Annotated in this window: 18 protein-coding genes; 4 read left to right on the top strand and 14 right to left on the bottom strand. The window is 62.7% G+C overall.

Going from position 1 to position 24,185, the window contains the following annotated elements; genetic code table 11:
- Positions 1–7 precede the first annotated feature (7 nt).
- The 7 genes from BM045_RS17165 to ytfQ form a co-directional block, all read right to left on the bottom strand.
- The gene (locus BM045_RS17165; protein WP_092185452.1) at positions 8–1,540 is read right to left on the bottom strand and encodes an acyl-CoA carboxylase subunit beta; all 1,533 of its coding nucleotides are present in this window, start codon (positions 1,538–1,540) and stop codon (positions 8–10) included.
- Between the two features lie 69 nt (positions 1,541–1,609).
- Entirely contained in the window at positions 1,610–4,009 is a 2,400-nt protein-coding gene (gene treY, locus BM045_RS17170) for a malto-oligosyltrehalose synthase (protein WP_092185454.1), read from the bottom strand.
- Positions 4,010–4,057: 48 nt separating this feature from the next.
- Entirely contained in the window at positions 4,058–4,798 is a 741-nt protein-coding gene (locus BM045_RS17175; protein WP_092185456.1) for a FadR/GntR family transcriptional regulator, read from the bottom strand.
- A 1-nt stretch (position 4,799) separates the two neighbouring features.
- Positions 4,800–5,777 (bottom strand): galactofuranose ABC transporter, permease protein YjfF, encoded by a 978-nt coding sequence (yjfF, locus tag BM045_RS17180; RefSeq protein WP_092185458.1) that lies wholly within the window; start codon positions 5,775–5,777, stop codon positions 4,800–4,802.
- Positions 5,774–6,778, bottom strand: a complete 1,005-nt coding sequence (locus BM045_RS17185) for an ABC transporter permease (RefSeq protein ID WP_092185460.1) — start codon at positions 6,776–6,778, stop codon at positions 5,774–5,776. Before BM045_RS17185 ends, yjfF begins: the two co-directional genes overlap by 4 nt.
- Positions 6,775–8,292: a sugar ABC transporter ATP-binding protein gene (locus BM045_RS17190; protein WP_092185462.1), complete on the bottom strand. Its 1,518-nt coding sequence runs from the start codon at positions 8,290–8,292 to the stop codon at positions 6,775–6,777. Before BM045_RS17190 ends, BM045_RS17185 begins: the two co-directional genes overlap by 4 nt.
- Before the next feature lie 258 nt (positions 8,293–8,550).
- On the bottom strand, positions 8,551–9,477 hold the full coding sequence (gene ytfQ / locus BM045_RS17195) for a galactofuranose ABC transporter, galactofuranose-binding protein YtfQ (protein ID WP_280139486.1): 927 nt from the start codon (positions 9,475–9,477) through the stop codon (positions 8,551–8,553).
- A 269-nt stretch (positions 9,478–9,746) separates the two neighbouring features.
- Between ytfQ and BM045_RS17200 the strand changes: the two genes are divergently transcribed.
- Positions 9,747–11,369 carry an ABC-F family ATP-binding cassette domain-containing protein gene (locus BM045_RS17200; protein WP_092185464.1) on the top strand — a complete coding sequence of 541 codons (1,623 nt, stop codon included), beginning with the start codon at positions 9,747–9,749 and terminating at the stop codon, positions 11,367–11,369.
- Positions 11,370–11,484: 115 nt separating this feature from the next.
- On the top strand, positions 11,485–13,383 hold the full coding sequence (locus tag BM045_RS17205) for a diguanylate cyclase (RefSeq protein WP_139198830.1): 1,899 nt from the start codon (positions 11,485–11,487) through the stop codon (positions 13,381–13,383).
- Here BM045_RS17205 and BM045_RS17210 read toward each other — a convergent pair whose 3' ends face one another.
- From BM045_RS17210 to BM045_RS17235, 6 genes are all read right to left on the bottom strand, one after another.
- Positions 13,384–14,271, bottom strand: coding sequence for a siderophore-interacting protein (locus BM045_RS17210; protein WP_092185468.1), 888 nt, complete (start codon positions 14,269–14,271; stop codon positions 13,384–13,386).
- A gap of 92 nt (positions 14,272–14,363) precedes the next feature.
- A complete protein-coding gene (locus tag BM045_RS17215) occupies positions 14,364–16,208 on the bottom strand; it encodes a glycosyltransferase family 2 protein (protein ID WP_092185470.1) in 1,845 nt (614 codons plus the stop codon).
- Between the two features lie 218 nt (positions 16,209–16,426).
- The gene (locus tag BM045_RS17220; RefSeq protein ID WP_170848561.1) at positions 16,427–17,137 is read right to left on the bottom strand and encodes a helix-turn-helix transcriptional regulator; all 711 of its coding nucleotides are present in this window, start codon (positions 17,135–17,137) and stop codon (positions 16,427–16,429) included.
- A 136-nt stretch (positions 17,138–17,273) separates the two neighbouring features.
- Complete coding sequence (locus tag BM045_RS17225; RefSeq protein WP_244523038.1) at positions 17,274–18,296, bottom strand: Hsp33 family molecular chaperone; 1,023 nt, start codon at positions 18,294–18,296, stop codon at positions 17,274–17,276.
- A 116-nt stretch (positions 18,297–18,412) separates the two neighbouring features.
- On the bottom strand, positions 18,413–19,345 hold the full coding sequence (gene argF, locus BM045_RS17230) for an ornithine carbamoyltransferase (RefSeq protein WP_092185476.1): 933 nt from the start codon (positions 19,343–19,345) through the stop codon (positions 18,413–18,415).
- Between the two features lie 120 nt (positions 19,346–19,465).
- Complete coding sequence (locus BM045_RS17235; protein ID WP_092185478.1) at positions 19,466–20,671, bottom strand: aspartate aminotransferase family protein; 1,206 nt, start codon at positions 20,669–20,671, stop codon at positions 19,466–19,468.
- A gap of 363 nt (positions 20,672–21,034) precedes the next feature.
- On the opposite strand from BM045_RS17235, the gene BM045_RS17240 reads away from it, so the two are divergent.
- Positions 21,035–21,619 carry a GcrA family cell cycle regulator gene (locus tag BM045_RS17240; RefSeq protein ID WP_092185565.1) on the top strand — a complete coding sequence of 195 codons (585 nt, stop codon included), beginning with the start codon at positions 21,035–21,037 and terminating at the stop codon, positions 21,617–21,619.
- 202 nt (positions 21,620–21,821) lie between these two features.
- Here the strand turns inward: BM045_RS17240 and BM045_RS17245 are convergent, their stop codons facing one another.
- Positions 21,822–23,105: an ATP-binding protein gene (locus tag BM045_RS17245; protein ID WP_092185480.1), complete on the bottom strand. Its 1,284-nt coding sequence runs from the start codon at positions 23,103–23,105 to the stop codon at positions 21,822–21,824.
- Positions 23,106–23,195: 90 nt separating this feature from the next.
- On the opposite strand from BM045_RS17245, the gene ppk2 reads away from it, so the two are divergent.
- Positions 23,196–24,053: a polyphosphate kinase 2 gene (gene ppk2 / locus BM045_RS17250; protein ID WP_244523039.1), complete on the top strand. Its 858-nt coding sequence runs from the start codon at positions 23,196–23,198 to the stop codon at positions 24,051–24,053.
- Positions 24,054–24,185 lie beyond the last annotated feature (132 nt).

Below are 24,185 nucleotides of genomic sequence, written 5' to 3' on the forward strand. Positions count from 1 at the left end.
TCTCTCCTCACAGCGGAATATTGTCGTGCTTCTTCTTGGGCATTTGCACGCTCTTGTGGCGCAGCGTCGAGAACGCCCGGATCACCCGGCGCCGCGTGCCATGCGGCATGATCACGTCGTCGATGAAGCCGCGCTCCGCCGCGACAAAGGGATTGGCAAACCGCGCTTCGTAATCGGCGGTGCGCTGGGCGATCTTGTCCTTGTCGCCCAGTTCGGAGCGGTAGAGGATTTCCGTGGCGCCCTTGGCCCCCATCACGGCGATTTCGGCCGAGGGCCAGGCGTAGTTGACGTCGGCCTTGATATGCTTGCTCGCCATCACGTCATAGGCGCCGCCATAGGCCTTGCGCGTGATGACGGTGACTAGCGGCACGGTGGCTTCGGCATAGGCGAACAGCAGCTTGGCGCCATGCTTGATGATACCGCCATATTCCTGCGCCACGCCGGGCAGGAAGCCGGGCACGTCGACAAAGGTCAGGATGGGGATTTCAAAGCTGTCGCAGAAGCGGATGAAGCGCGCGGCTTTCTTTGAGGCATTGATGTCGAGACAGCCGGCCAGCACCAGCGGCTGGTTGGCGACGACGCCGACGGTGTGGCCGTCGAGCCGGATAAAGCCGCAGAGGATATTGCCGGCGTGGTCCTTCTGGATTTCGAGGAACTCGCCCTCGTCGGCCACCTTTTCCACCACCTCGCGCATGTCATAGGGCTTGCTGGCGCTGTCGGGGATGATGGTGTCGAGGCTGTCATCGCGGCGGTCGACCGGATCAAGCGTCGGCAGGCGCGGCGGCTTCTGCCCGGCGGCCAGCGGCAGATAGGCGAACAGGCGCCGCACTTCGAGCAGGGTCTCGATGTCATTGTCGAAGGCGGCATCGGCCACTGAGGAGATTTTCGTGTGCGTCGAGGCGCCCCCGAGTTCTTCCTGGGTGACGCTTTCATTGGTGACTGTCTTCACCACATCCGGCCCGGTGACGAACATGTAGCTCGTGTCTTTGACCATATAGATGAAGTCGGTCATCGCGGGCGAATAGACCGCTCCGCCGGCGCAGGGGCCCATGATTACAGAAATCTGCGGCACGGCGCCGGAGGCCTGCACATTGCGCCAGAACACATCGGCATAGCCGCCAAGCGAGGCGACGCCCTCCTGGATGCGGGCGCCCCCGCTATCATTGAGCCCGATCACCGGCGCGCCATTCTGCAGCGCCAGGTCCATGATCTTGCAGATTTTCTTGGCATGGGTTTCGCTGAGCGAGCCGCCGAACACGGTGAAATCTTGCGAAAACACGTAGACCAGCCGGCCTTCGATCGTGCCCCAGCCGGTGACGACGCCATCGCCGGGGATGATGGTATCGGCCATGCCGAAATCCACCGCGCGATGGGTGACGAACATGTCGTATTCTTCGAAAGAACCTGGATCGAGCAGCACGTCGAGCCGTTCTCGCGCCGTCAGCTTGCCTTTGCCATGCTGGGTGTCGATGCGTTTCTGGCCACCGCCGAGCCGCGCCTGGGCGCGCTTGTCTTCGAGTTCGGCGATGATTTTCTGCATGGCAATACTTGTCCGGTGGTCGGCAGCGATCCGACCACACCAGCGCGCATATTCCAAGGTGCCAAAGCGTTAGTTCTGGCGGTATCCGACAAACAGCGTGCGCAGTGCGTCAGAGCCATTGGTATCGGCCAGTACATCGGTCCAGTCGCCAAGGTTTGGCGGCAGAGTCATGGGACCGTTGGCCGCCAGATTGGCCACGACCAGCAGGGCGTTGCCGCCATATTCTCGCTGGAAAGCGATCGTGCCGGGGGCGGCGTCGAGCGGTTGGCAGCTGCCGCGGGCGAAGAGGTCCGGGAAGCGCTGGCGGAGCTGCAGCAGTTTTTGCGTCAGGATCAGCTTGTCGTCGCGCGAGCCCTGCGGATTAGCAAGGCGCTGCGCCAATGCGACGAAATCCACCGGGCGGCGGTTGTCGGGGTCGACGAAGCTTTGCTCCCAGTCCTCGGCGCCGCGATAGGTATCGGGCATGCCCGGCACGGTCAGCTTGAGCGCAGCCTGAACCAGGCCCTTGCGCAGGCCGGTTGCGAGGAAGGGTTCGCGGTCCTGCTGGAAGCGGGCCATGAAGGCGGAATTGCTTAGCGCCGCATCGATGAAGTCGGCGACGCGGCTTTCGTAACCGGTGTTGTTGACGCCCCAGTCCGTGTGCTCGCGGGCCTCGCGCAGGGATTTTTCCATGGCGCCCTTGATGCGGGTGGCAAAGTCTTCGGGTTCGCCAAAGGCCGGCCAGCCGCCGAGCAGGAGCTGGAAAAACAGGTAGAGGTCATTGGCGTGGATGGCTTCGGCCGGCAACATGTCGCGCCAGGCTTTGACGGCGCGGTCCCACTCCGCCGGATGCTCAGCAATGGCGCCGACAATGGCGCGCAGGTCTTCACCGCGCTTGGTGTCATGCGTGGAAGTAGTCAGCATGGCGTCGGGGCTATCGGCAAGGCGCCGCTGGTTGGCGTCTTGGAAGGCGGCGACGCTGATGGAGAAACGCTCGGGATGGGCGCCGACTTCGTTGAGCGCGATCAGGCGGTGGTGGCGATAGAGCGCCGTGTCTTCCAGTCCCTTGGCCATGACCGGACCGGAATATTGCTGGAATTTGCCAATGGCGGTGCGGATCAGCCGCGGGTCATATTCGGCGCCAAGATGACCACCGAGCAATTCCTCGATGAAGTCGAACAGCGCCGGGGTGAAATGCGGCTTGGCGCGGCGGGCCTTGGCGAGCGCGAGGCCGATTTCACGGCGATCGCGGGGCGTGGCGCCGCTGTCGTCGATATAGGTGCGATAGACGGTCAGATGGGCGATGACTTCGCGGATCGCCTTGCGCAGGCCGTTTTCGGTGAGGTCGTGCGTTTCGCCATGCGACCAGGCCACGGCCGACAGATGCTTGGCGAGCGCCGACAGTTCGGCCGCCAATTCATTGTCCATCACCCTGAGTTTGCAGAGATATTCCTGATCCTGCGGCGCCAGCACCGGACCGACGAAGTCTTCGTAGGTCGCGCTGAGCGCCGTCTCGGCTGTCGCGGGCACCAGCAATCGGGTCAGTTGGGCGCCGAATTCATAGCCGGTGGTACCATCGACCGGCCAATCGGGCCGCAGGCGCTCATGAGGCGCGAGGATTTTCTCGATCAGCAGATAGATCGGCCTGGGCGTCTTGGCCTGCAGGGTTTCGACATAGCCCTTGGGATCGAGCAGGCCGTCGACATGATCGATGCGCAGGCCCTGGATCAGGCCTTCCTCGACCAGCTGGAAGATCAGTTGATGCGCATGATCGAACACATCCGGACGGTCGATGCGAATGCCGCCGAGGTCGGAATTGATGAAAAAACGCCGGTAGTTGATCTCGTCGGCGGCCACAGCGTGATGGGCCAGGCGCCAATGCTGGCGTTGGATCAGGGCGTCGAGAGCGGAGCCTGTGAGGGCCGCGATGGCGGCTTCCGGGGTGCCGTAATGATCGTTCAAAGTCCGCTCATCTTCGGGGCGGAGGGGCAGTTTTTCGTTGTCGTTGGCCCAGATGGCGAAGCCGTCGCTGTCGGATTTGAGCACGATGTCGCCGGCGGCCAAGGCTTCGGCATAGGTCTTACCGAGGAAGGGGACGAGCAGCTTTCTGCTCCAGTCGATGTCGAACCACTCGGCATATTTGCTGTCCTGACCGTGCTTGAGCACGTCGAGCCAAAGCCCATTATGCGCGCCGCCGACGCCCATGTGATTGGGGACGAAATCGACAAGCAAACCCATGTTTGCAGCCTGCATTCGTGCTGCAAGACTACGGAATGCAGCCAGATTGCCGAGCTCTGGATTGATCCTTGCATGGTCCACCGTGTCATAGCCATGCGTGCTGCCCGGTCGCGCCATCAGGATGGGCGAGAGGTAGACGTGGCTGATGCCGAGATCGCTGAGATAGGGGATCAGCGCCTCTGCATGGGCGAAGGTGAAATCCCGGTTGAGCTGGAGACGATAGGTGGCGCGGAAGCTTGGGGTGCTGGACATGCCAGCGCAACGACAGGCGCGGCGCTTCGTTCCGGCAGGGCTGGTTTGCTAGCTTAGCGCCATCATCGCACAAGCCTGATCGAGATCGATGACCTGTTCGACACAGCGCGTCGCCGCGTTGGAATCCAGCTCGCCGATCGCCTGGACCAGCGAGGTCAGCGTGTCGAGCGAGGCGCGCAGATAGGGTTCAGCGCCGGCCTTGCCGGACTCGCGCAGCGCCAGGGCCAGCGTCAGTTCGACAATGCCGGTGACCGAGCGCATCATCGGATTGCCCGATGTGTCGGCCAGGGTGCGGTGGATTTCCAGCGCGGCAATGCCGTGGTTTTCCAGATCGCCATTGGCCGAGTCCATCTGGTGCAGCCAATATTTCATGACGCGGATGTTTTCCGCCGTGCGGCGCTGTGCTGCCAAGGCCGCCGCGCGGGTTTCGAGGGCCCGGCGGGTGTCGAACAGGCTTTCGTAAAAGCGCCGGTCGGGCTTGGCGTAATAGTGCCAGGAGAGAACTTGCGGATCAAACAGGCTCCAGCGGCTGGTGGGCGAGACGCGGGTGCCGACCTTGGGACGGGCTTCGACCAGGCCTTTGGCTTCGAGGGTTTTTAGCGCCTCGCGCAGCACGGTGCGGGAGACGCCATAGGTCTCCATCATCACCGCGTCGCTGGCCAGGATCGAGCCGACGGCAAACTTGCCGGTGACAATGCCCAGACCGATTTCGTTGATCACGAAGGTATGGAAATTGCGCGCAGCGGGTCGCCCGGAAAGGGAGCGAATAAGGCTGCCGGCTTCGATCATACTAGGCTTTCTCGGGCTTCTCTTCTCCGGGGGCGGAGGCGGCAAAAATGATGCGTTGCAGGACGATGAACAGGAAGAGCAGCACGCCGATGACGATCTTGGTCCACCAGCTCGACAGCGTGCCGTCGAAGATGATGTAGGTCTGTACGAGGCCCAGCAGCATGACGCCGACGAAAGTGCCGAGCACGAAGCCATAGCCGCCGGTAAGCAGGGTTCCGCCGATCACCACCGCGCTGATGGCATCGAGCTCGACGCCCACCGCCGCCAGCGGATAACCGGCCGAGGTGTAGAGCGAAAAGACGATGCCCGACAATGCGGCAAGTGTGCTCGACAGCATGTAAATCTGCACCGTGGTGCGCGCCACGGGCACGCCCATCAGCGAGGCCGAGATGGGATTGCCGCCCAGGGCATAGACATAGGAACCAAAGCGGGTGCGGTGCGCCAGCAGAGCGCCGACGAGGAAAATGAAGACCATCAGCAGGCCGATGAAGCTGAGCCGGCCACCGCCGGGCAGGCGGATGATCAGGTCGGAAATCATGCCGTAGAACTCGTGGTTGATCGGCACGGAATCCTGGGTGATGACCGAGGCACCGCCGCGGGCGAGGAACATGCCGGCCAGCGTCACGATGAAGCTCGGCACCTGCAAATAATGGATGGTCAGGCCCATGGCCGCGCCAAACAGGGCCGCGACTCCGAGCGCGATGACGAAGGCGACCAGCGGGTGAAAGCCCAGCCAGGAGATCAAAACGGCCACCAAGACGCCGGTGAAGCCGATCACCGCGCCGACCGAGAGGTCGATGCCGCCCGAGATGATGACGAAGGTCATGCCGACGGCGGCAATGCCGAGGAAGGCATTGTCGGTGAGGAAATTGCCGAGCACGCGGGTCGAGAGCATGCCCGGAAACTGGAAGACACTCAGCGCATAGGCGATGATGAAGATGACGGCAGTGGCGGCCAGCGGGCGGAGACTACGCTTCATTTGGAGACCACCCGCTTGTTGTCGCGCTTGAAGAAGCCGGCGGCGTGGCCGAGCAGCGGGCTTTGCAGCATGAGGATCAGGATGATCATGCCGGCCTTGACGATGAGGTTGAATTCGGGCCGGAAGCCCGAGACCAGAATGCCGGTGTTCATCGCCTGGATGATGATGGCGCCGACCACGGCCAGCGGGATGGAGAACTTTCCGCCGAGCAGCGAAGTGCCGCCGATGACCACGGCGAGGATGGCGTCGAGTTCGAGCCAGAGGCCGGAATTGTTGGCATCGGCGCCGCGAATATCGGCAGCGACGATAATGCCGGCAATGGCGGCGCAGAAGCCACTGGTGGCATAGACCAGCATCAGCAGCATGCGGCTATGGATGCCGGCCAGCGAGGCGGCGGCGCGATTGACGCCGATGGCCTGGATGAACAGGCCAATGGCGGTGCGCTTGACCACGAGGGTCACGAGGATCATCAGCACCAGGGCGATCACTGCCGCCATGGGAAAGCCCAGCACCGAGCCGGTGCCGATAAAGATCAGGGCGGGATCGTTGAAGGTGACGATATAGCCCTCGGTGATCAGCTGGGCGATGCCGCGACCGGCCACCATCAGGACGAGGGTGGCGATGATCGGCTGGATATCCAGCACGGCGACGAGAAAGCCGTTCCACAATCCGCAGGCCAGGCCCACGGCAAGCGCGGCGATGACGGCCACCGGGGTCGGATAACCGGCCACGACCATGGTCGCCGCCACCGCGCCGCAGACTGCCATGATGGCGCCGACCGAAAGATCGACGCCCTTGGTGGCGATGACGCCGGTCATGCCGATGGCGAGGATAGCCACCGGCGCGCCGCGGTTGAGCACGTCGATGGCGCTGCCGAACAGCCTCCCGTCCTGCCAGGTGATACGGAAGAAATTGGGGAACAGCGCCCAGTTGATCAGCAGCACGGCGGCTAGAGCCAGCAGCTGCGGATTGGCGAGGCGTTCGAGATGGAGCCGCTTCATGCGACAGCCTCGTCGGGGTTATTGGCGATCGCCTGGACGATGACGCCGGGATTGATGTTCTTGCCGCGCAGTTCGGCGACCATTTCGCGGTCGCGCATCACGACGATACGGGAGGAATAGGCCACCACTTCGTCGAGCTCGGAGGAAATGACCAGCATGGCCATGCCCTCGTCGCGCAGGCGGTTGATGGTGCGGACGATTTCGGCATGGGCGCCGACGTCGATGCCGCGGGTCGGCTCGTCGAGAATGAGAAAGGCCGGATCGGTGGCCAGCCAGCGCGACAGGATGACCTTCTGCTGGTTGCCGCCGGAGAGGAGTTTCACCGGCATGTCGAGCGAGGCGGCACGGATATCCATGGCCTCGCCAAAGCGCCCGGCAATCTCGAGCTGTTCGTCGCGGTTGAGCGCCTTGAACCAGCCGAGCTTGCCCTGCAGCGCGATGACGATGTTTTCGCGCACCGATAGGTCGCCGAGAATGCCTTCGGCCTTGCGGTCCTCGGGGCAGAAGCCGAAGCCATGCTTGATGGCGTCGGTGGTCTTGCGGATGGCGCTGGGCTGGCCATTGACCGAGACGGTGCCCTGATCGGCCGGATCGGCGCCGAACATGATGCGAGCGACTTCGGTGCGCCCCGAGCCGAGCAGGCCCGCGACGCCGACCACTTCGCCCTTGTGGATGGTCAGGTCAAACGGCAGCACGCTGCGCTTGCGGCCATAGCCCTTGAAGGTGAGCAGCACTTCGTTGGGCGTCTCGCTGGGCTCGACATCAGTGGCGCCGGAAAAGGCAATGTCCTTGCCCAGCATCAGGCGCACCACGTCGGTGCGGCTCAAGGCATCAAGTGGGCGGGTGTCGATCAGCTTGCCGTTGCGCAGCACGGTGACGCGGTCGGAAATGGCAAAGACCTGGTCGAGGAAATGGGTGATGAAGATGATGGCAAGGCCGCGCGCCTTGAGGCCGCGCACCACTTCGAACAGGCGTTCGACCTCGTTGCGATCAAGGCTGGCCGTGGGTTCGTCAAGGATCAGCACCTTGCCCGAGAGCTGCACGGCGCGGGCGATCGCGACGATCTGCTGCACGGCGACCGAATGGGTGCCGAGTTCGCTGGATGGATCGATATGCAGGTCATATTTGGCGAGGATGGTCTTGGCGTCGGCCTCCATCTTGCGGAAGTCGACAAAGCCCCAGCGTAGCGGCTGGTGACCGAGGAAGAGGTTTTCCGCCACCGAGCGATTGGGCAGCAGATTGACCTCCTGATAGACCGTGCCGATGCCGAAGGTCTGGGCATGGAGGGGATTGTCGAGCGAGACTTGCTGGCCATCGACATAGATGCCGCCGCCATCGGGCTGGTAGGCACCGGTCAGGATTTTGATCAGGGTGGATTTGCCGGCGCCATTTTCGCCGAGCAGGGCATGCACTTCGCCGGCTTTGAGGCCGAAATCGACGTTGTCGAGCGCGACATGATTGCCGAAAATCTTCATCACGCCGCGTGCTTCGAGCACGTAGTGATCATCGGCCATGCCTAACTCCCTGTCGTCTTTTCTAACTGATGGCCCCACACCCACGATGTCACCCTGCCGCCAGATCGAACCACCTTGCGGCTGTGGCACGATCTCGGGATGGATCCCGGCTCAAGGCCGGGATGACATCGTGGGTGCGAAAGCATCTCAGATAAACTGTCACTTCCCTTAAGTGAGGATCGAGGGAGGGGTGGTTTGGTGGACGCCAAACTACCCCTCCCCAGCCCTCCGTTGGGAGAGGTGGTTATCGTCCGAGTCTTAGTAGCCCAGGCCCTTGCGGGTGTCGTATTCGCCCTGCGGATTGTCGGCCGGGGTATAGAGCTTGGACTCGGTGATGATGAACTTTTCGGGTGCGGTGCCATCGGCGAGGAAGGCCGAGAGGGCATCGAAGGCGGGACCGGCCATGTTGGGGGTCAGTTCCACGGTGGCATTGGCTTCGCCGGCGACCATGGCGGCAAAGATATCCGGCACGCCGTCGATCGAAACCACCTTGATGTCGGTGCCGGGCTTGAGACCGGCGTCCTTGATGGCCTGGATGGCGCCTACGGCCATGTCGTCATTGTGGGCATAGACCGCGCAGATATCGGCGCCGCCGTTTTCGGCCTTGATGAAGCCTTCCATGACTTCCTTGCCCTTGGCGCGGGTGAAATCACCGGTCTGGCTGCGGGCGATGGTCAGGTTGGCATGGCCGGCAATGGCTTCTTCGAAACCCTGCTTGCGGTTGATCGCCGGGGTCGAGCCGACGGTGCCCTGCAGCTCGACGATCTTGCAATCGGCATCGCCGACTTCCTTGACCAGCCATTCGCCGGCCACGCGGCCTTCGAGCACCTGATCGGAGGCGACCGAAGTCAGATAAAGGTCTTCCGGCGCATCAACGCCGCGGTCGAGCAGCATGACGGGGATTTCGGCTTCCTTGGCTTCGGTGAGCACGTCTTCCCAGCCGGTGGCGACCACGGGGGCCACGAGGATGGCGTCGACGCCCTGGGCGATGAAGCCGCGGATCGCCTTGATCTGGTTTTCCTGCTTCTGCTGGGCATCGGCAAACTTGAGGTCGATGCCGCGTTCCTCGGCCTGCTGCTTGGTCACCGAGGTTTCGGCAGCGCGCCAGCCGGATTCCGAACCGATCTGGGAAAAGCCCACGACGAGGCCGTTGAGATTGTCCTGGGCTACGGCGACAGATGTCAAAGCGGTAGCGAGGCTTGCCGCGATGGCAAGCTTGGAAATGATGGTCACGATGTCCTCCCAATGTGATCGCCGCGGCGTGTTCACCGTCGGCAATAAGGGGACGCTACATAAAGTACTATTATATGTAAATAGCGAAAAACGGCGCCGTACGGCGCTCCCTCTTGGGTGAAAGCATAGGTCCTGTGTCGCCGCAGCGCTTGCGCCTTCGCGCCCCGGATGCTTTAGGGGCGGGCAAATGGCGCCCCGTTGGCGCAAAGGGTTTTACGCGCATGATCCGTCTCGAAAGCATCGGCAAACAGAACGGCAAGCAGATCGTCTTCATCGACGCATCGGCCGTGTTGCAGAAGGGCGAAAAGATCGGTCTGGTCGGTCCCAATGGCGCCGGCAAGACCACCTTGTTCCGCATGATCACTGGCGAGGAGCAGCCCGACGAAGGCCAGGTCTCGATGGAGCGCGGCTTGACCATTGGCTATTTCAGCCAGGATGTCGGCGAAATGGAAGGCCGCAGCGTCGTGGCCGAAGTGATGGATGGCGCCGGCCCGGTCTCGGCGCTGATCACCGAAATGCGGGCGCTCGAAGCCGACATGGGCGATCCCGACAAGGCCGACGAAATGGACGCCATCATCGAGCGCTATGGCGAGGTGCAGCACCAGTTCGAGGAGCTCGACGGCTATTCGCTGGATGGCCGCGCCCGCGAAGTGCTGGATGGCCTCGGCTTCTCGCAGGAGATGATGGACGGCGATGTTGGCAAGCTGTCGGGCGGCTGGAAGATGCGCGTGGCCTTGGCCCGCATCCTGCTCATGCGCCCCGATGCGCTGCTGCTCGACGAGCCGAGCAACCATCTCGACCTCGAAAGCCTGATCTGGCTGGAAGACTTCCTGCAGAATTATTCCGGCGCGCTGTTCATGACCAGCCATGACCGCGAATTCATGAACCGCATCTGCACCAAGATCGTCGAGATCGACGCGGGTTCATTGACCACCTATTCGGGCAACTACGAATTCTACCAGCAGCAGCGCGCCATTGCCGAGAAGAACCAGCAGGCGCAGTTCGAGCGGCAGCAGGCGATGCTGGCCAAGGAGCTGGACTTCATCGCCCGCTTCAAGGCGCGCGCCAGCCATGCCGCGCAGGTGCAGAGCCGGGTGAAGAAGCTCGACAAGATCGACCGCGTCGAGCCGCCCAAGCGCCGCCAGACGGTGGAATTCGAATTCCGCCAGGCGCCGCGTTCGGGCGAGGATGTTGCCCTGCTCAAGGGTGTGTCCAAGAGCTATGGCAGCCGGTCGATCTATGACGGGCTGGACTTTCATGTGCGGCGCAAGGAGCGCTGGTGCATCATGGGCGTCAATGGCGCCGGCAAGTCGACGCTGCTCAAGCTGGTGACCGGCACGGCCGATCCCGATGCCGGCACGGTGAGCCGCGGGCCTTCGGTCAAGATGGCCTATTTCGCCCAGCATGCAATGGACGTGCTGGAAGGCGATCTGACGGTATTCCAGCAGCTTGAGAGCTCGTTCCCGCAGGCGGGCCAGGCGCCGCTGCGGGCGTTGGCGGGGGCCTTCGGCTTCACCGGCGACGATATCGAGAAGAAGTGCCGCGTGCTGTCGGGTGGCGAAAAGGCGCGGCTGGTCATGGCCATGATGCTGTTCGATCCGCCGAACTTTCTGGTGCTCGACGAGCCGACCAACCATCTCGACATCGCCACCAAGGAAATGCTGATCACCGCGCTCAGCGCCTATGAGGGCACCATGCTGTTCGTCAGCCATGATCGCCATTTCCTCGCGGCGCTCAGCAATCGCGTGCTGGAGCTGACGCCCGAGGGCGTGCATGTCTATGGCGGCGGCTATACCGAATATGTGCAGTCGACCGGGCAGGAAGCGCCTGGCCTCCGCAGCTAGCTGAGCCAAGTGTTGCCGCAATGGGTGGCAATGCCCGTGGGCGATTCAGGAATGACAAACTCTTAGGTGGTATACCCTAAGGGGGATCTCTCCCTGACTGGCCTATGGAGGCATCGTGACGTCACCGTGGCAGATGCTGGCCGGCAACCTCGCCGTCGTTGCTCTGTTCGTGCTCGGATGGGGGCATGCGCGCTACTGGCTGCGCAGCGTGCCCGGCGTCGTCCGCAGTGCCCTGTTTGGTCTCGCCATGGGTCTGGGCGCCATTGCCTCCATGCTGATGGCCGCCGAAATCGACAATGGCTATTTCATCGACCTGCGCCTGTCGCTGCTGGCCATTGCCGCCTTCTGTGGCGGCCCGCTGGCGGCCCTCCTCACCAGTGCATTGGCGATGAGCTGGCGCGTGCATATGGCCGGCGCGGGCATGATTGCCGGCCTGCTGCTGATGGCTGGCTCCATCATGCTCGGCCTGATCTGGCGCCTGCTGTTTCGCCGGCGCGATACGTCGGCCCGGCAGGTGCTGACACTCGGGCTCGCCGTGGCGCTGATGATCGGCTCCGTCATCTTTGCCGTGCCGGCGCCGTCGCGGCTCGATAGTTTCGTCAATTACATCCTGCCCACCGGCCTGTTGAACCTGATCGGCACCATCATCGGCGGCCTCGTGGTGATGCAGGCGCGGCGGCTGGCGGCCGAGCGCGACCTGCTGCTGGCCGCGATGAACCAGGCGCCGGACTATACCTATGTCAAGGATCGCCACAGCCGCTTTGCCGTGGTCAACCGGGCCGTCGCAGCCTTCAACGGCTTTGCCAATCCGCAGGACATGATCGGCAAGACCGATTTCGACCTGACGACGCCCGAGCGCGCCCAGACCCTGTTCGACCTCGAACAGCAGATCATTGCCACTGGCGAGCCGCAACTCGAGCGCGAGGAAAACCTGCCCGATAACCAGGGCCGCATGCGCTGGTTCACCACGGCCAAAGTGCCCCTGCTCAATGCCAGCGGCGAGATGATCGGCATTGCCGGGGTGACGCGCGACATCACCGACGACAAGCAATTGCGCCAGGACCTGATCGACAGCCGCAATACGCTCTCCTATGCCCTGACCGAAATGAGCGATGGCCTGGCCATGTTCGACAGCGAAGGCCGCATCGAATTTTGCAACGAGCAGTATCGCGCCTGCTTTCCTTACACTGGCGAGCTGCGCCGGCCCGGCGCGCATATGCGCGATATCCTCGAAGCGGTGATCGAGAGCGGCGAGCAGGTCAGCGCCCCCAGGCAATCGCCGGACGGCTGGATCGAGCGGATTGTCGAGAACCTGCATCGCGAGAGCGAGGAAGAGGTCAACCTGTTCGATGGCCGCTGGCTGCAGGTCCGCACGCGACCAACCACCGAGGGCAAGACCTTGGTGGTGGTGACCGATGTGACCCGCATCAAGCAGGCCGAGGTCGAGCTGCAATCGGCTACCGACCAGCTCAAGCATCTGGTGCGCACCGACAGCCTGACCGGCCTGCTCAACCGCCGCGCTTTCGACAATGCCATGGATGCCGAGATCACGCGCAGCGCGCGTGCGGGCACACCGATGAGCCTGCTGCTGATCGATGTCGATCGTTTCAAGGCCTATAATGACGAATATGGCCATCCGTCGGGCGATGAATGCCTCAAGCTGGTGGCCAAGCACCTGCAGAAAAGCCTCAAGCGTTCGGCCGACATGGCGGTGCGCTATGGCGGCGAAGAATTTGCCGCCATCCTTCCTGGCACCGACGAGGACGGCGCTTATCTCGTGGCCGAGATGTTCCGCAAGTCGCTGGCCGATGCCCGCCTGCCGCACAAGGGCACCGAGCGCGGCATTCTCACCGCCAGCGTTGGCGTGGCCACTTACATGCCCGACAACCTGCATCGCAGTGTGGGCGAGCTGATCCAGACCGCCGACGAAGCGCTGTATAGCGCCAAGGCTGCGGGCCGCGACCGGGTCTATGGCACGCGGGTGCGCGCCAAGCAGAGCAAATATGCCGATTAGCTAGAGGCCGAACTTTTCCAGCACGTCCTCATATTCGTCGCGCACCACTTCCGCGTCGCGTCCCGAATTCCAGCCGGCAGCGATCTGCGCCTTGATGGCTGGATCTAGCGCCGCCCATTTGGCATCCCAATCGGCGCCATTGGCGGTCCAGTAGCCGACCAGCTCGTAGCGCTCGGGCGGCAATCGCAGCTCCTGGCGGACGAATTTGCGAATTGACCGCACCACCTTCTGCTCACCGGCCACCCAGATATAGCCGGGCGTCCTGGGCAGCGGCACCGCGCCGACCACTTCGCCCATGCGGCTCGGCGCCACGCCGTTGCCGCTCTTGTGCAGCCAGGTCACTTTGGCTGCCGGATGATGCGGCAGCACCAGCTCGTCTTCGGCAGACGCCACTTCGACAAACATTCGGCTTTCGATGTGGCGCGGGGTCTGTTCGAGAATGCGCGACAGGGCCGGCAGACCGGTGGCATCGCAGACCAGCAATTGCCAGAGCGCATCCGCCGGGCGGCTATAGAGTCCACGCGGGCGGTTGATGGTGACCGTGTCGCCGACCTTGGCATCCAGCGCCCAGGCGCAGGCCAGGCCACCCTCGTGAATGACGAAATCCACGTCGATCTCGACCGGGTCGGCGCGGTAGCGGCGCACGGTATAGGTCGAGCAGCGGATGGCGTCCTGTCCGTCGGGATAGGTCCAGCGGCCATTGTCGGTGATCACCGGCAGGTGCAGCTTGCCGGTCTTTTCATTGGGGAAGAACAGCCGCAGATATTCGTCGCCGATGCCGGTGGTGGTGAGCTCGGAGAGCCCTGCCCCGCCCAAGGTCAGCCGCAGCATGCCCGGGGTCAGTTGCTGACGCGACAGCACCCTGGCTTCGTGGAACATCCGGCTCATGCTAACTCCGCTGCGCAGACACGATGGCAGGGCCGGTAACGGGCAGCCCGGCCTATTGCTGCGTGCTATATTTCCTGACCGGTTTAGTCAAGTTATGAGCCGCGCAGCCAGCCGAGCCGCCGGCCGGCGATGCGCCTGGCCGCCAGAGCAGGCACGGCTGGCTGGTGCGGAGTCTTGAACCAGTAGAAGGGCTTGTACACCAGTTCGCGCAGAGCCCGCAGCGTGGCGAGACCAATCAGCAGCCAATAGAGCGGCAGGAAGACCTGCCGCGACAGCAGATGGAGATGGCCCAGCCGGGTCAGTCCTCTGACCGTCATGGCCAGCGCGCTGCCATAACCCAGGGCCAGCATGGCGAGATAGAAGACGGTCCATAGCGAGCCATCGACCAGGCCGGCTCCGGCGGCGATGCGCCAGGTGAGTGTCGCGAGGAAGGCGCAATGCAATACCGGGGCGACGATCATCCCCAGCACCAGCGTCTGGAAGGCGAGAAAGCCCGGCCAGCCCATTTCCTTCAGCAAGGTGCCGGGATCACGATTGTGCACGATAAAGGTCTGCATCCAGCCCTTCATCCAGCGCGTGCGCTGGCCGAGCCAAGGTGCCAGTTTGGTCGGCGCATGTTCGAGTGTGTGCGATTCCAGCACATCCACGCGTAGCCGCCGCCGTGCCAACCGCGTGCCGAGGTCGGCATCTTCGGTGACGTTGAAGGCGTCCCAACCACCCAGCTGACGCAAAGCCTCAAGGCGAAAGTGGTTGGAGGTACCGCCGAGCGGCATGGGTAGGCGCCAGCGCGCCAGGGCCGGCAAGAGCACCGAGAACAGGCCGGCATATTCGCCGGCAAATTGCGCCGTCAGCCAACTGGCGCGGCCATTGTCGATCACCAATTGCGCCTGCAGGCAGACCAGCTCCGGCGCATCGCGAAAGCGCACGGCGGCTTTCCAGAGCTGGTCGGGGTCGGGAATGTCTTCGGCGTCAAACACCACGACATGTTCGCCCAGGCACAGCGGCAGGGCAAAATCGAGCGCCTTGGGCTTGGTGCGCGGCGCCGCATCGGGCACGCTGACCAGCGAGAAGCGCGGCTCGCCCAGATGCCGCCGCACGGCGGCAATGGTATCAAGCGAGGCGGCTTCGACGACAAATTTAATGTCCAATCGGTCTTCCGGATAGTCCAGCGCCCGCATCGCCGCAAACAGCTGGCTGACCATGGCGGCCTCGTTACGCAGCGGGATCAGCACGGAATAGACCGGCAGCTCTTCATCAACCGGCCGCACCAGCCTTGTCGGCGCAGGCAGCGGTTCAAAGGCTGCGGCCAGACGGATTGCCGCCGGAGCCAGCAGCAGCACCATGGTCACCGGCAGAAGCAGAAGCTGGGCGAAATGCGGTGCCGTCAGCACCAACGCGACCAGCAGGATGATGGCGGCGACGAAGCTTTGCCGCGCCGGCCTGGTCAGTTCGAGTTGCGCCGTGGCGAAGGGCCAGCGCCGCGCCAGGTTTTGTCGCGCTGCATCGATCAGCGCCGGGCTGGCCGCGGTAACGAGGTAATCGCGCAGGGCCGCCTCGGGGACGATGCAGACCAGATGGCGCAGATGGGGCTTGCTGAGCAGGCGCTTCCTGAGCCGGATCAGGTCGAAGAAATCGGGCGCCGTGAACGCCATTTCGCAATCGGGCAGTCGCAGGCGCAGCAGCCGCACCGACGCCAGCCCTTCGAGCCGGGTCGGCTCCATCTCACCCTGCAGGCTATCGGGCACGCGGTCATAGAAGCTGTAACCGGCCCACGCCGCGGCGCGCTGCATCACCACCGTCGGGTGCATGCCCAGCGCGGTGGCGCAATAGAGCAGGACATCGACCTCGCGCAGCAGCGCTGTTTCGAGGACGTTCAGCGCCCTTTCTTCGGGAGCGCCTGCCAGGATGGCCTTGACCAGATCGAGTGCGTGCGACATCGGACCGCTCCCGCGTCAGCATAAATCCGGCGCAGTCGATCCTGATGAAGTCTTGCAGAAAATATTATGAAACGACCGACAGTTAGCACCATACACGAACGCAGCAAAGCCAAGCACAGTCATCATATTGCCCCTCAACAACAACGATACTGCCCAACAAGGCACGCTATACCTTATTCGTATAATTACTTATTGGGAAGTAATTGTATTTTGTTGTTTCAGAGGACGATAAGCTTGCGACGGACAGCTTCGACGACAGTCTGCACGCGATTACTGGTGCCGAGACGCTTCTGCGCATTCTCGCAATGCTGGTTGATTGTCCGTGCGCTCAAGCCGGTGATTTCGGCGATCTCCGACGCAGTCTTGCCCGCCGCCACCCATTTGAGCACTTCGCCCTCGCGCTCGGTGATGATGCGGTCCGGTTCGGGCTGGCGGTTGAGATAGCGCAACTGGCCATAGGTGTAGAGCGCCAGCATATGCAGTTCGAGCCGCTGCTGCTCGTCGAGGCCCTTCGGATCACCGACGAGGGACACCCCGCCTTCAAGCGCGCCTTCGATATGGATGGGAATGCAAAGCCCACCGGTCAGGCCGTGCTCTGCGGCCTCGATCTTGAGCTTGTGCATTTCAGGCTCGGTGACCGGATCGTAAGGCGCTTCATCCCAGTCGAAGGGCATGCTGGTGGTCATGCAGTGGCGCGCTATGTAGTCGTAGCGCATATAGCCCATTTTGACGTAGTGCTCGTACCAGGCGATATTGCCGCCAAACAGCAGGACGGCGTCGCTGATATCCATATTGGCGTCGGGCAGGCCGGAAATGAAAAAGCTGCGGAAGCCGTAACTGCCGATAGCGTCCTGAAAAATTTCCAGAATACCGCGCGTGCTGGTCTGCTGCTGGATCGTTTCGATGATCGCTTTAAGATTGGCGTTCACCTTGTCCCCCCACCAGATTTCATATCCCACCACTGGTCAATTTCGGCGTCACATGCAAGGGCGCCAATGTACGGATTCGTACTTTAAACTGAAACGGCCGCCCGATGGCGACCGTTTCAGCACGACAGCAATGTCGCTAGTGCTTGGCGTCAAATTGATGCGGATTGAAGTGATAGGCGGTCGAGCAGAACTCGCAGACAACTTCGATCTCGCCGTCGACAGCCATTTCCTCGCGGTCTTCGGCAGTGAAATTGGTGCCCAGCATGTCTTCGATGCGATCGGCCGAGCAGGAGCAGCGCTCGACCATCGGCATGGGCGCGAACACCCGCACCCCGGTCTCGTGATAGAGCCGGAACAGCAGGCGTTCGGAGGTCAGGTCCGGATCGGCCAGTTCGAGATCGTCGAGCGTCGACAGATGCACCTTGGCCTCGTTCCAGCCATCCGCCTCGATGAAATCGGGGTCGGCGGTATTGGGATTGTCGAAATTGCCGTCCCCCGGCAGGTCCTTCATATGCGAGATGCCGTGCTCGGGCAGATGCTGGATCAACACGCCACCGGCGCGCCAATGCGGGCGATGATCGCCCTTCTTGGTGAACTCGGCGACGGCCAGGCGCACCTGGGTCGGGATTTGCTCGGACTGCATGAAATAGGTATGCGCGACCTCTTCGAGCGAATTGCCTTCCAGCGCGACAATACCCTGGTAGCGCTCGGTGTGCGGGCCCTGGTCGATGGTCATGGCCAGATGCCCCTTGCCGAGCAATTGGCTGGGCCTGGTGCGACCCTCTTCGGCGGCCTTGACCAGCGCTTCGCGGTCGAAACGGGCATAGCCGCGCAAGCCATCGGGCGCGTCGAAATCGACGACGATCAGGTTCACCGGACCATCGGTCTGGGTCTGCATGATGAACTTGCCCTCGAATTTGAGCGAGGAGCCGATCAGCGCGGCCAGAACCACCGCTTCGCCGAGCAGGCGCGCGACGGGGGCGGGATAATTGTGGCGGGACAGAATCGTATCGAGCGCCTCGCCCAGCCGCACGCTGCGGCCGCGGGTATCGAGCTTGTCCAGCGTAAACGGCACGACGGTATCATCGCCGCTTTCCGGCCGGTCGAGCCCGAGGGCATTCATCAGGTTCTCGGTCATGGTCGTGCTATCCGTCGTCATTGTGGTCACGTGGCTTTCGGTGGGCCGATCCTTCGGGCGCCGGAAAGACTACTGCGTCGCCTCCCCTCAAGGGAAGCGACGCAGCAATGGTATCACAGCAGCTGCAGTCGAAACGTCTAATTCACGTCGACGCCGAAGGCCCAGCACAGGATGGCTTTTTGGGCATGCAGGCGATTTTCGGCCTCGTCGAACACCACCGACTGGGGACCGTCGATTACCTCGTCGGTCACCTCGTCGCCGCGATGGGCGGGTAGGCAGTGCATGAAGAGGGCGTTTTTATCCGCCAAGGCCATCAAATTGGTGTTGACCTGATAGGGTTTCAAGACCCGGCGGCGCTCGGCGGCATCGACGTCGCCCATCGACACCCAGGTATCGGTGATGACGAGATCGGCGCCTTCCACGGCCTCGCGCGGATCTTCGATCAGTTTGACCCGCGAACCGGCGCGCTGGATGTCCAGCATCAGGTCCTTCTCGGGGCTATATTCATCGGGCACGGCAATGGTCAGGTCGCAACCGAACACTTCGGCGGCATTGACCCAGGAGTGCAGCACATTGTTGCTGTCGCCAACCCAGGCCACCTTGGCACCCTTGATATTGCCGCGGTGCTCTTCGAAGGTCTGGAGGTCGGCCATGATCTGGCAGGGATGCGCCCGGCGGGTCAGGCCGTTGATCACCGGCACGGTGGCGCCTTCAGCCAGTTCGAGCAGGTCGGCATGGCTGAGGATACGGATCATGATGGCATCGACATAGCGGCTCATCACCTTGGCGGTGTCTTCCAGCGTCTCTTCACGCGACAGCTGCATTTCCTGGCCGGAGAGCATGATGGTCTCGCCGCCGAGTTGGCGCATGCCGACGTCGAAGGACACGCGGGTGCGGGTCGACTGGCGCTCGAAGATCATCGCCAGGACCTTGTCCTTGAGCGGCTGCGGCCGGTCGCCGTCCTTGAGACGCGCTTTCAGCGATGCAGCCGTGTCGAGCATGCCGCGCAGGGTGGTGTAGTCGAAGTCGTCGATCGATAGAAAATGCCGTGGGGTGCCGGTCGAAGTCATGATCCGGGTTCCTTTGTGACGCTATGGAATGATGCGTGCTAAAATAGCCTGCCACCCTACCGGGGCGGAGGGAACAGACCGCGTCGTCGGCGCCCGAAATAACGCACGCTCAAAGCCATGTCAGTCGACCGCTGGAACCGAAGCCGTCTCGGCCTCGATCGCCTCGAAGGCCGCGCCGAGTTTGGCGACGGCTTCCTCGATATCGGCTTCGGTGACGATCAGCGGCGGGATCAGCCGCAGCACATTGTCACCGGCGCCAATGGCCAGCAGGCGGTGGTCGTCGCGCAGCCGCGACACGAAATCGCGCACCGGCGGGGTGATCTTGATGCCGGCGAGGAGACCCTTGCCGCGCAGTTCCAGCACATAGTCAGGATATTTCTGCGCCAGCTGCTGCAGGTGCCAGGCGAGCTTCTGGCCCATCTGGTTGACGTGATCGATGAAGCCGGGTGCCAGGATGCGATCCAGCACAGCGTTGCCGACGGCCGTGGCCAGCGGATTGCCGCCATAGGTCGAACCATGCGTGCCGGGGACCATGGAGGCGGCGACATCGCCCTTGGCGAGGCAGGCGCCGAGCGGAAAGCCGCCGCCGATGGCCTTGGCCACTGCAACGATATCGGGGGTGATGCCACTCCATTCGAAAGCAAAGAAGCGGCCGGTGCGGCCATAGCCGCATTGCACTTCGTCAAGGATTAGCAGCATGCCATGTTCGTCACAGAGCGCGCGCAGGCCCTGCATGAATTCAGGCGTCATCGCTGTCACGCCGCCCTCGCCCTGCACGGTTTCGATCAGAATGGCGCAGGTCTGCTTGCCGATCAGCGCCTTGACGGCTTCGAGGTCGCCGGGCGCGGTATGCTTGAAGCCCTGCATCGGCGGGCCAAAGCCTTCGAGATAGCTGGGGTTACCGCCGGCCGCGATCGTGCCCATGGTGCGGCCATGGAAAGAGCCGGTAAAGGCAATGATCTCGTAGCGATCGACTTCGCCCTTGGCCCAGAAATAATGCCGCGCGGTCTTGATGGCGCATTCGAGCGCCTCGGCGCCGGAATTGGTGAAAAACACGCTATCGGCAAAGGTCGCATCGACAAGCCGCTGGCCCAGCCGCTCCTGCTCGGGAATGGTGAAGACGTTACTGGTGTGCCAGACCTTGTCGGCGGCAGATTTCAGCGCCGAGACGATATGCGCGTCGCCATGGCCGAGCGCGTTGACGGCAATGCCGGAATGGAAATCGAGATAATCTCGGCCCTGCTGGTCATACAGGCGCATGCCTTCGCCCCGCTCGAAAGCGAGATCGGACCGGGCATAGGTGCCGTAGAGCGCAGACATGGTCATTTCCTTATCTATAGGGGCTGAAAACAGCGTGGCGGGTGAACGTGACAATAGCGCCACAAAAATCAAAAACGCGCTCGTTGCGCAGCGCGTTTACCTGCCTGAGTAAGGCCGTTTTTGCGATATAAGTCAATGATCACGGGGCAAGTGCCTGATTTGACTCAGCAAGTCGTTAAGGCAATTTTAACCAGTGAATATACGGGGAAAGTCGCCCCCGACTCTTGATCCTGATTCCACCGATAGCGTATCCTCTCAGTTATTGGGAAACACGACATCTCGTGTGGCGGACCCATCAAGCATACGACGCCTAGCGTTTGACGGCTGCCATGGCCATTTGGCGGCGCAATGAAGGATTCTGTTTTGACGATGGTTTCAGGAGCACAACCGGCGGGCTGGACTGACGAGCGCGTCGAGACCCTTAAGAAGCTCTGGATGGAAGGGCTCAGCGCCAGCCAGATTGCCGGCGAACTCGGCGAAGGCGTGACCCGCAATGCCGTGATCGGCAAGGTTCACCGCCTCAAGCTTTCAGCCCGGGCCAAGCCCACCAATTCGGCACCCCGCGCCCGTCCGGCAGCACGCCCGGCCCCGCGCCGCGTCGCCAGCCCTTCGGCCGGCGTCTCGTCGTCCGCGTCGATGTCGGGTGGCGCGGCCAAAATGGCGCGTCCGACCATGCAGGCCTCGCGGCCACAGTCGATCGGCGCCACCGCGCTGGCCATGGACCCGCAGATGGATGCCGAGCTCTATGTGGCCCCCGCCGCAGCCGAGCTGTTCATCCCCGAGGACAAGCGCCTCAACCTGCTGCAGCTCACCGAAGCCACCTGCAAGTGGCCGATCGGCGACCCGCTGACCAAGGATTTCTACTTCTGCGGCCAGCACAGCCTCGAAAGCGGCCCCTACTGCGATTTCCACTCCCGTCGCGCCTATCACCAGGTCGACAAGAAGCGCCGCTGATTTTACGGCAGCATCGGAATCAGAAAAGGGCGCCCGCGAGGCGCCCTTTTTTGTTTTGGACAGAGTCGCGGTTATCTCAGATCTTGCCACAGGCACGGGACGGACTTCCCTCCCCCTTGTGGGGAGGGAGTGAGGTGGGGGTGATGGGTGACAGCCGAGAGTTAGGAGGGGCACTCAAACAAAAGTGCCATAGGCTCAAGCCTTACGGCAAGAACACATCCACCCGCATGCCCTCGCCCGGCTTGCTCTTGATCGCCAGTTGGCCGCGATGGCGGTTGACGATGTGCTTGACGATGGCCAAGCCGAGGCCGGTGCCTTTTTTCTTGCGGCTGGCGTCGGCGTCGATGCGATAGAAGCGTTCGGTCAGCCGCGGCACGTGTTCGGGCTCGACGCCGGGGCCGTGGTCGACCACGGTCACCTGATGCTGGTAGCCGGGGCGGCTGGAGGGGGCCAGGTCGATCTCGATGGTCTTGCCGCCGGCGCCGTATTTGATGGCGTTTTCGACGAGGTTTTCGAAGACTTCATACATCTGCCCGCGATCGCCGGTCGTGGTGCTGGGGCCGTCGAACAGCGTCATGCGGATTTCAAGATCAGCCGCCTTGGCCTGGACCGACAGGCCCTCGCGCACTTCGCGCAGCAGGCCCGCCAGTTCGATACGGCCGGTGGGGCGCACATGCTGGTGCATTTCAATGCGCGAAAGGCTCAGCATATCGTCGATCAGTTTGCTCATCCGCTCGGCCTGGCCGCGCATGATGAGAAGGAATTTCTCGCGCGCTGCCGTGTCCTTGGCCGCCGGGCCGAGCAGCGTGTCGATAAAGCCCATCAGCGAGGCCAAAGGCGTGCGCATTTCATGGCTGGCATTGGCGATGAAGTCGCTGCGCAGCGCATCGACGCGTTTGAGTTCGGTGAGGCTCTGGAAGGTCACCAGCAATTGGCGATCCTCGTCGCCCAGCCAGTCCTCGCCGCGATGGCGCAGCGGCGACAGCACGACCTTCTCCCAGGTCTCGGACGGTATGGTCTCATGCAGTTCGATGGTCCGCACCGTGCCCGAGCGCATGGCGTGATCGACGGCCTCGACCAGTTGCGGATTGCGCATGGCAAAGGTCAGCGGATTGCCACGCGTTACCGAGGGGAACTGCCGACCGGCTGCGGCATTGGCATGCAGCACGACGCTGCGGCGATCGAGCACAAGACAGGGATCGGCCAGCGCATCGGCGACGGCAAACACTGCGATATCGTCATTGACCGGCGGCGGCGGGGCGATTTCGACAGTGCGCGTCACGGTGATGGTCGGCGACGGAAGCATGGAGACGCCTGCCAGCACGACCAGGAAACTGACCACAGCGGCAATGGGGCTCAATTCACCAAACAGCACCAGCGCCGCAAAGACGCCGAACAGGCCTGACAGAAGACCGGCCTGGGCGACCAGGCGCGCAGCAGCCACCGCAAAAGGGGATATCGGCTGCTGGAACTGCGGCTCGTCCATGTTTTTTTTCTGTGAATCAGCCAGTTGCGACGCCCCTTGCGCGCAAGGGCGCCTTCATAGCACGGTGAAGATGACAATGGAGCGACACCAGTGACCGACCCTCTCGACGGCTTTGACCTCGACAATCCCGAACTGCCCAAGGCGATCAAGAAACACGCCATGGCTTCGGGCGGCTACCCTTATGAGGATAAGCTCGATAGCGACATCTATGAAGCCCATATGCTGGCTTTGCAAAAGCAATTGGTGCTGCTGCAGGCTCATCTCGCCAAGAGCGGCGAGCGCATCATGGTGGTGTTCGAGGGGCGCGATGCCGCCGGCAAGGGCGGCACGATCAAGACCTATCTGGAAAACCTCAATCCCCGCTACAATCTGATCGCCGCCCTGCCCAAGCCCAACGATCGGGAAAGCACGCAATGGTATTTCCAGCGCTATGTCGACTGGATGCCGGCGGCCGGGGAAACCGTGCTGTTCGACCGCTCCTGGTATAACCGCGCCGGCGTCGAGCGCGTTATGGGCTTCTGTACGCCCGAGCAGACCGAGCATTTCCTCGAAGAGGCGCCGGAATTCGAAAAGCGCATCACCAAGGACGGCATCCATCTGTTCAAATTCTGGCTGTCGATCGGCCAGGAAATGCAGCTCAAGCGCTTCCACGACCGGCGGCATGATCCGCTGAAAGTCTGGAAGCTGTCGCCGATCGACCTCGAGGCGCTCAACAAGTGGGACGCCTATAGCGAAGCGCGCGACGAGATGCTGAAACGCACCGACAAGCCGCATGCGCCCTGGACGGTAATCCGCGCCAATGATAAGCGCCGCGGCCGGATTAACGTCATCCAGACCGTGCTGGATCGGCTGGAGTTTGCGGGCAAGGACGGCAAGGCCATTGGCGAGATCGATCCGAAAATTACGCTGAGTGCGGCGGATTTTATGAAGCTGCAGAAGGCGGAGTGATCGGCGGCAAGCAAGAATACCCCCACCTAGCCTCCCCCTGAAAAGGGGGAGGAATCCGCGCGGTGGTTGGGCAAAATGTGCCTCAAACTGGATCGGTTCCTCCCCCTATCAGGGGGAGGGTAGGTGGGGGTA

This window comes from Devosia sp. YR412 (assembly GCF_900110945.1).
GTDB lineage: Bacteria > Pseudomonadota > Alphaproteobacteria > Rhizobiales > Devosiaceae > Devosia.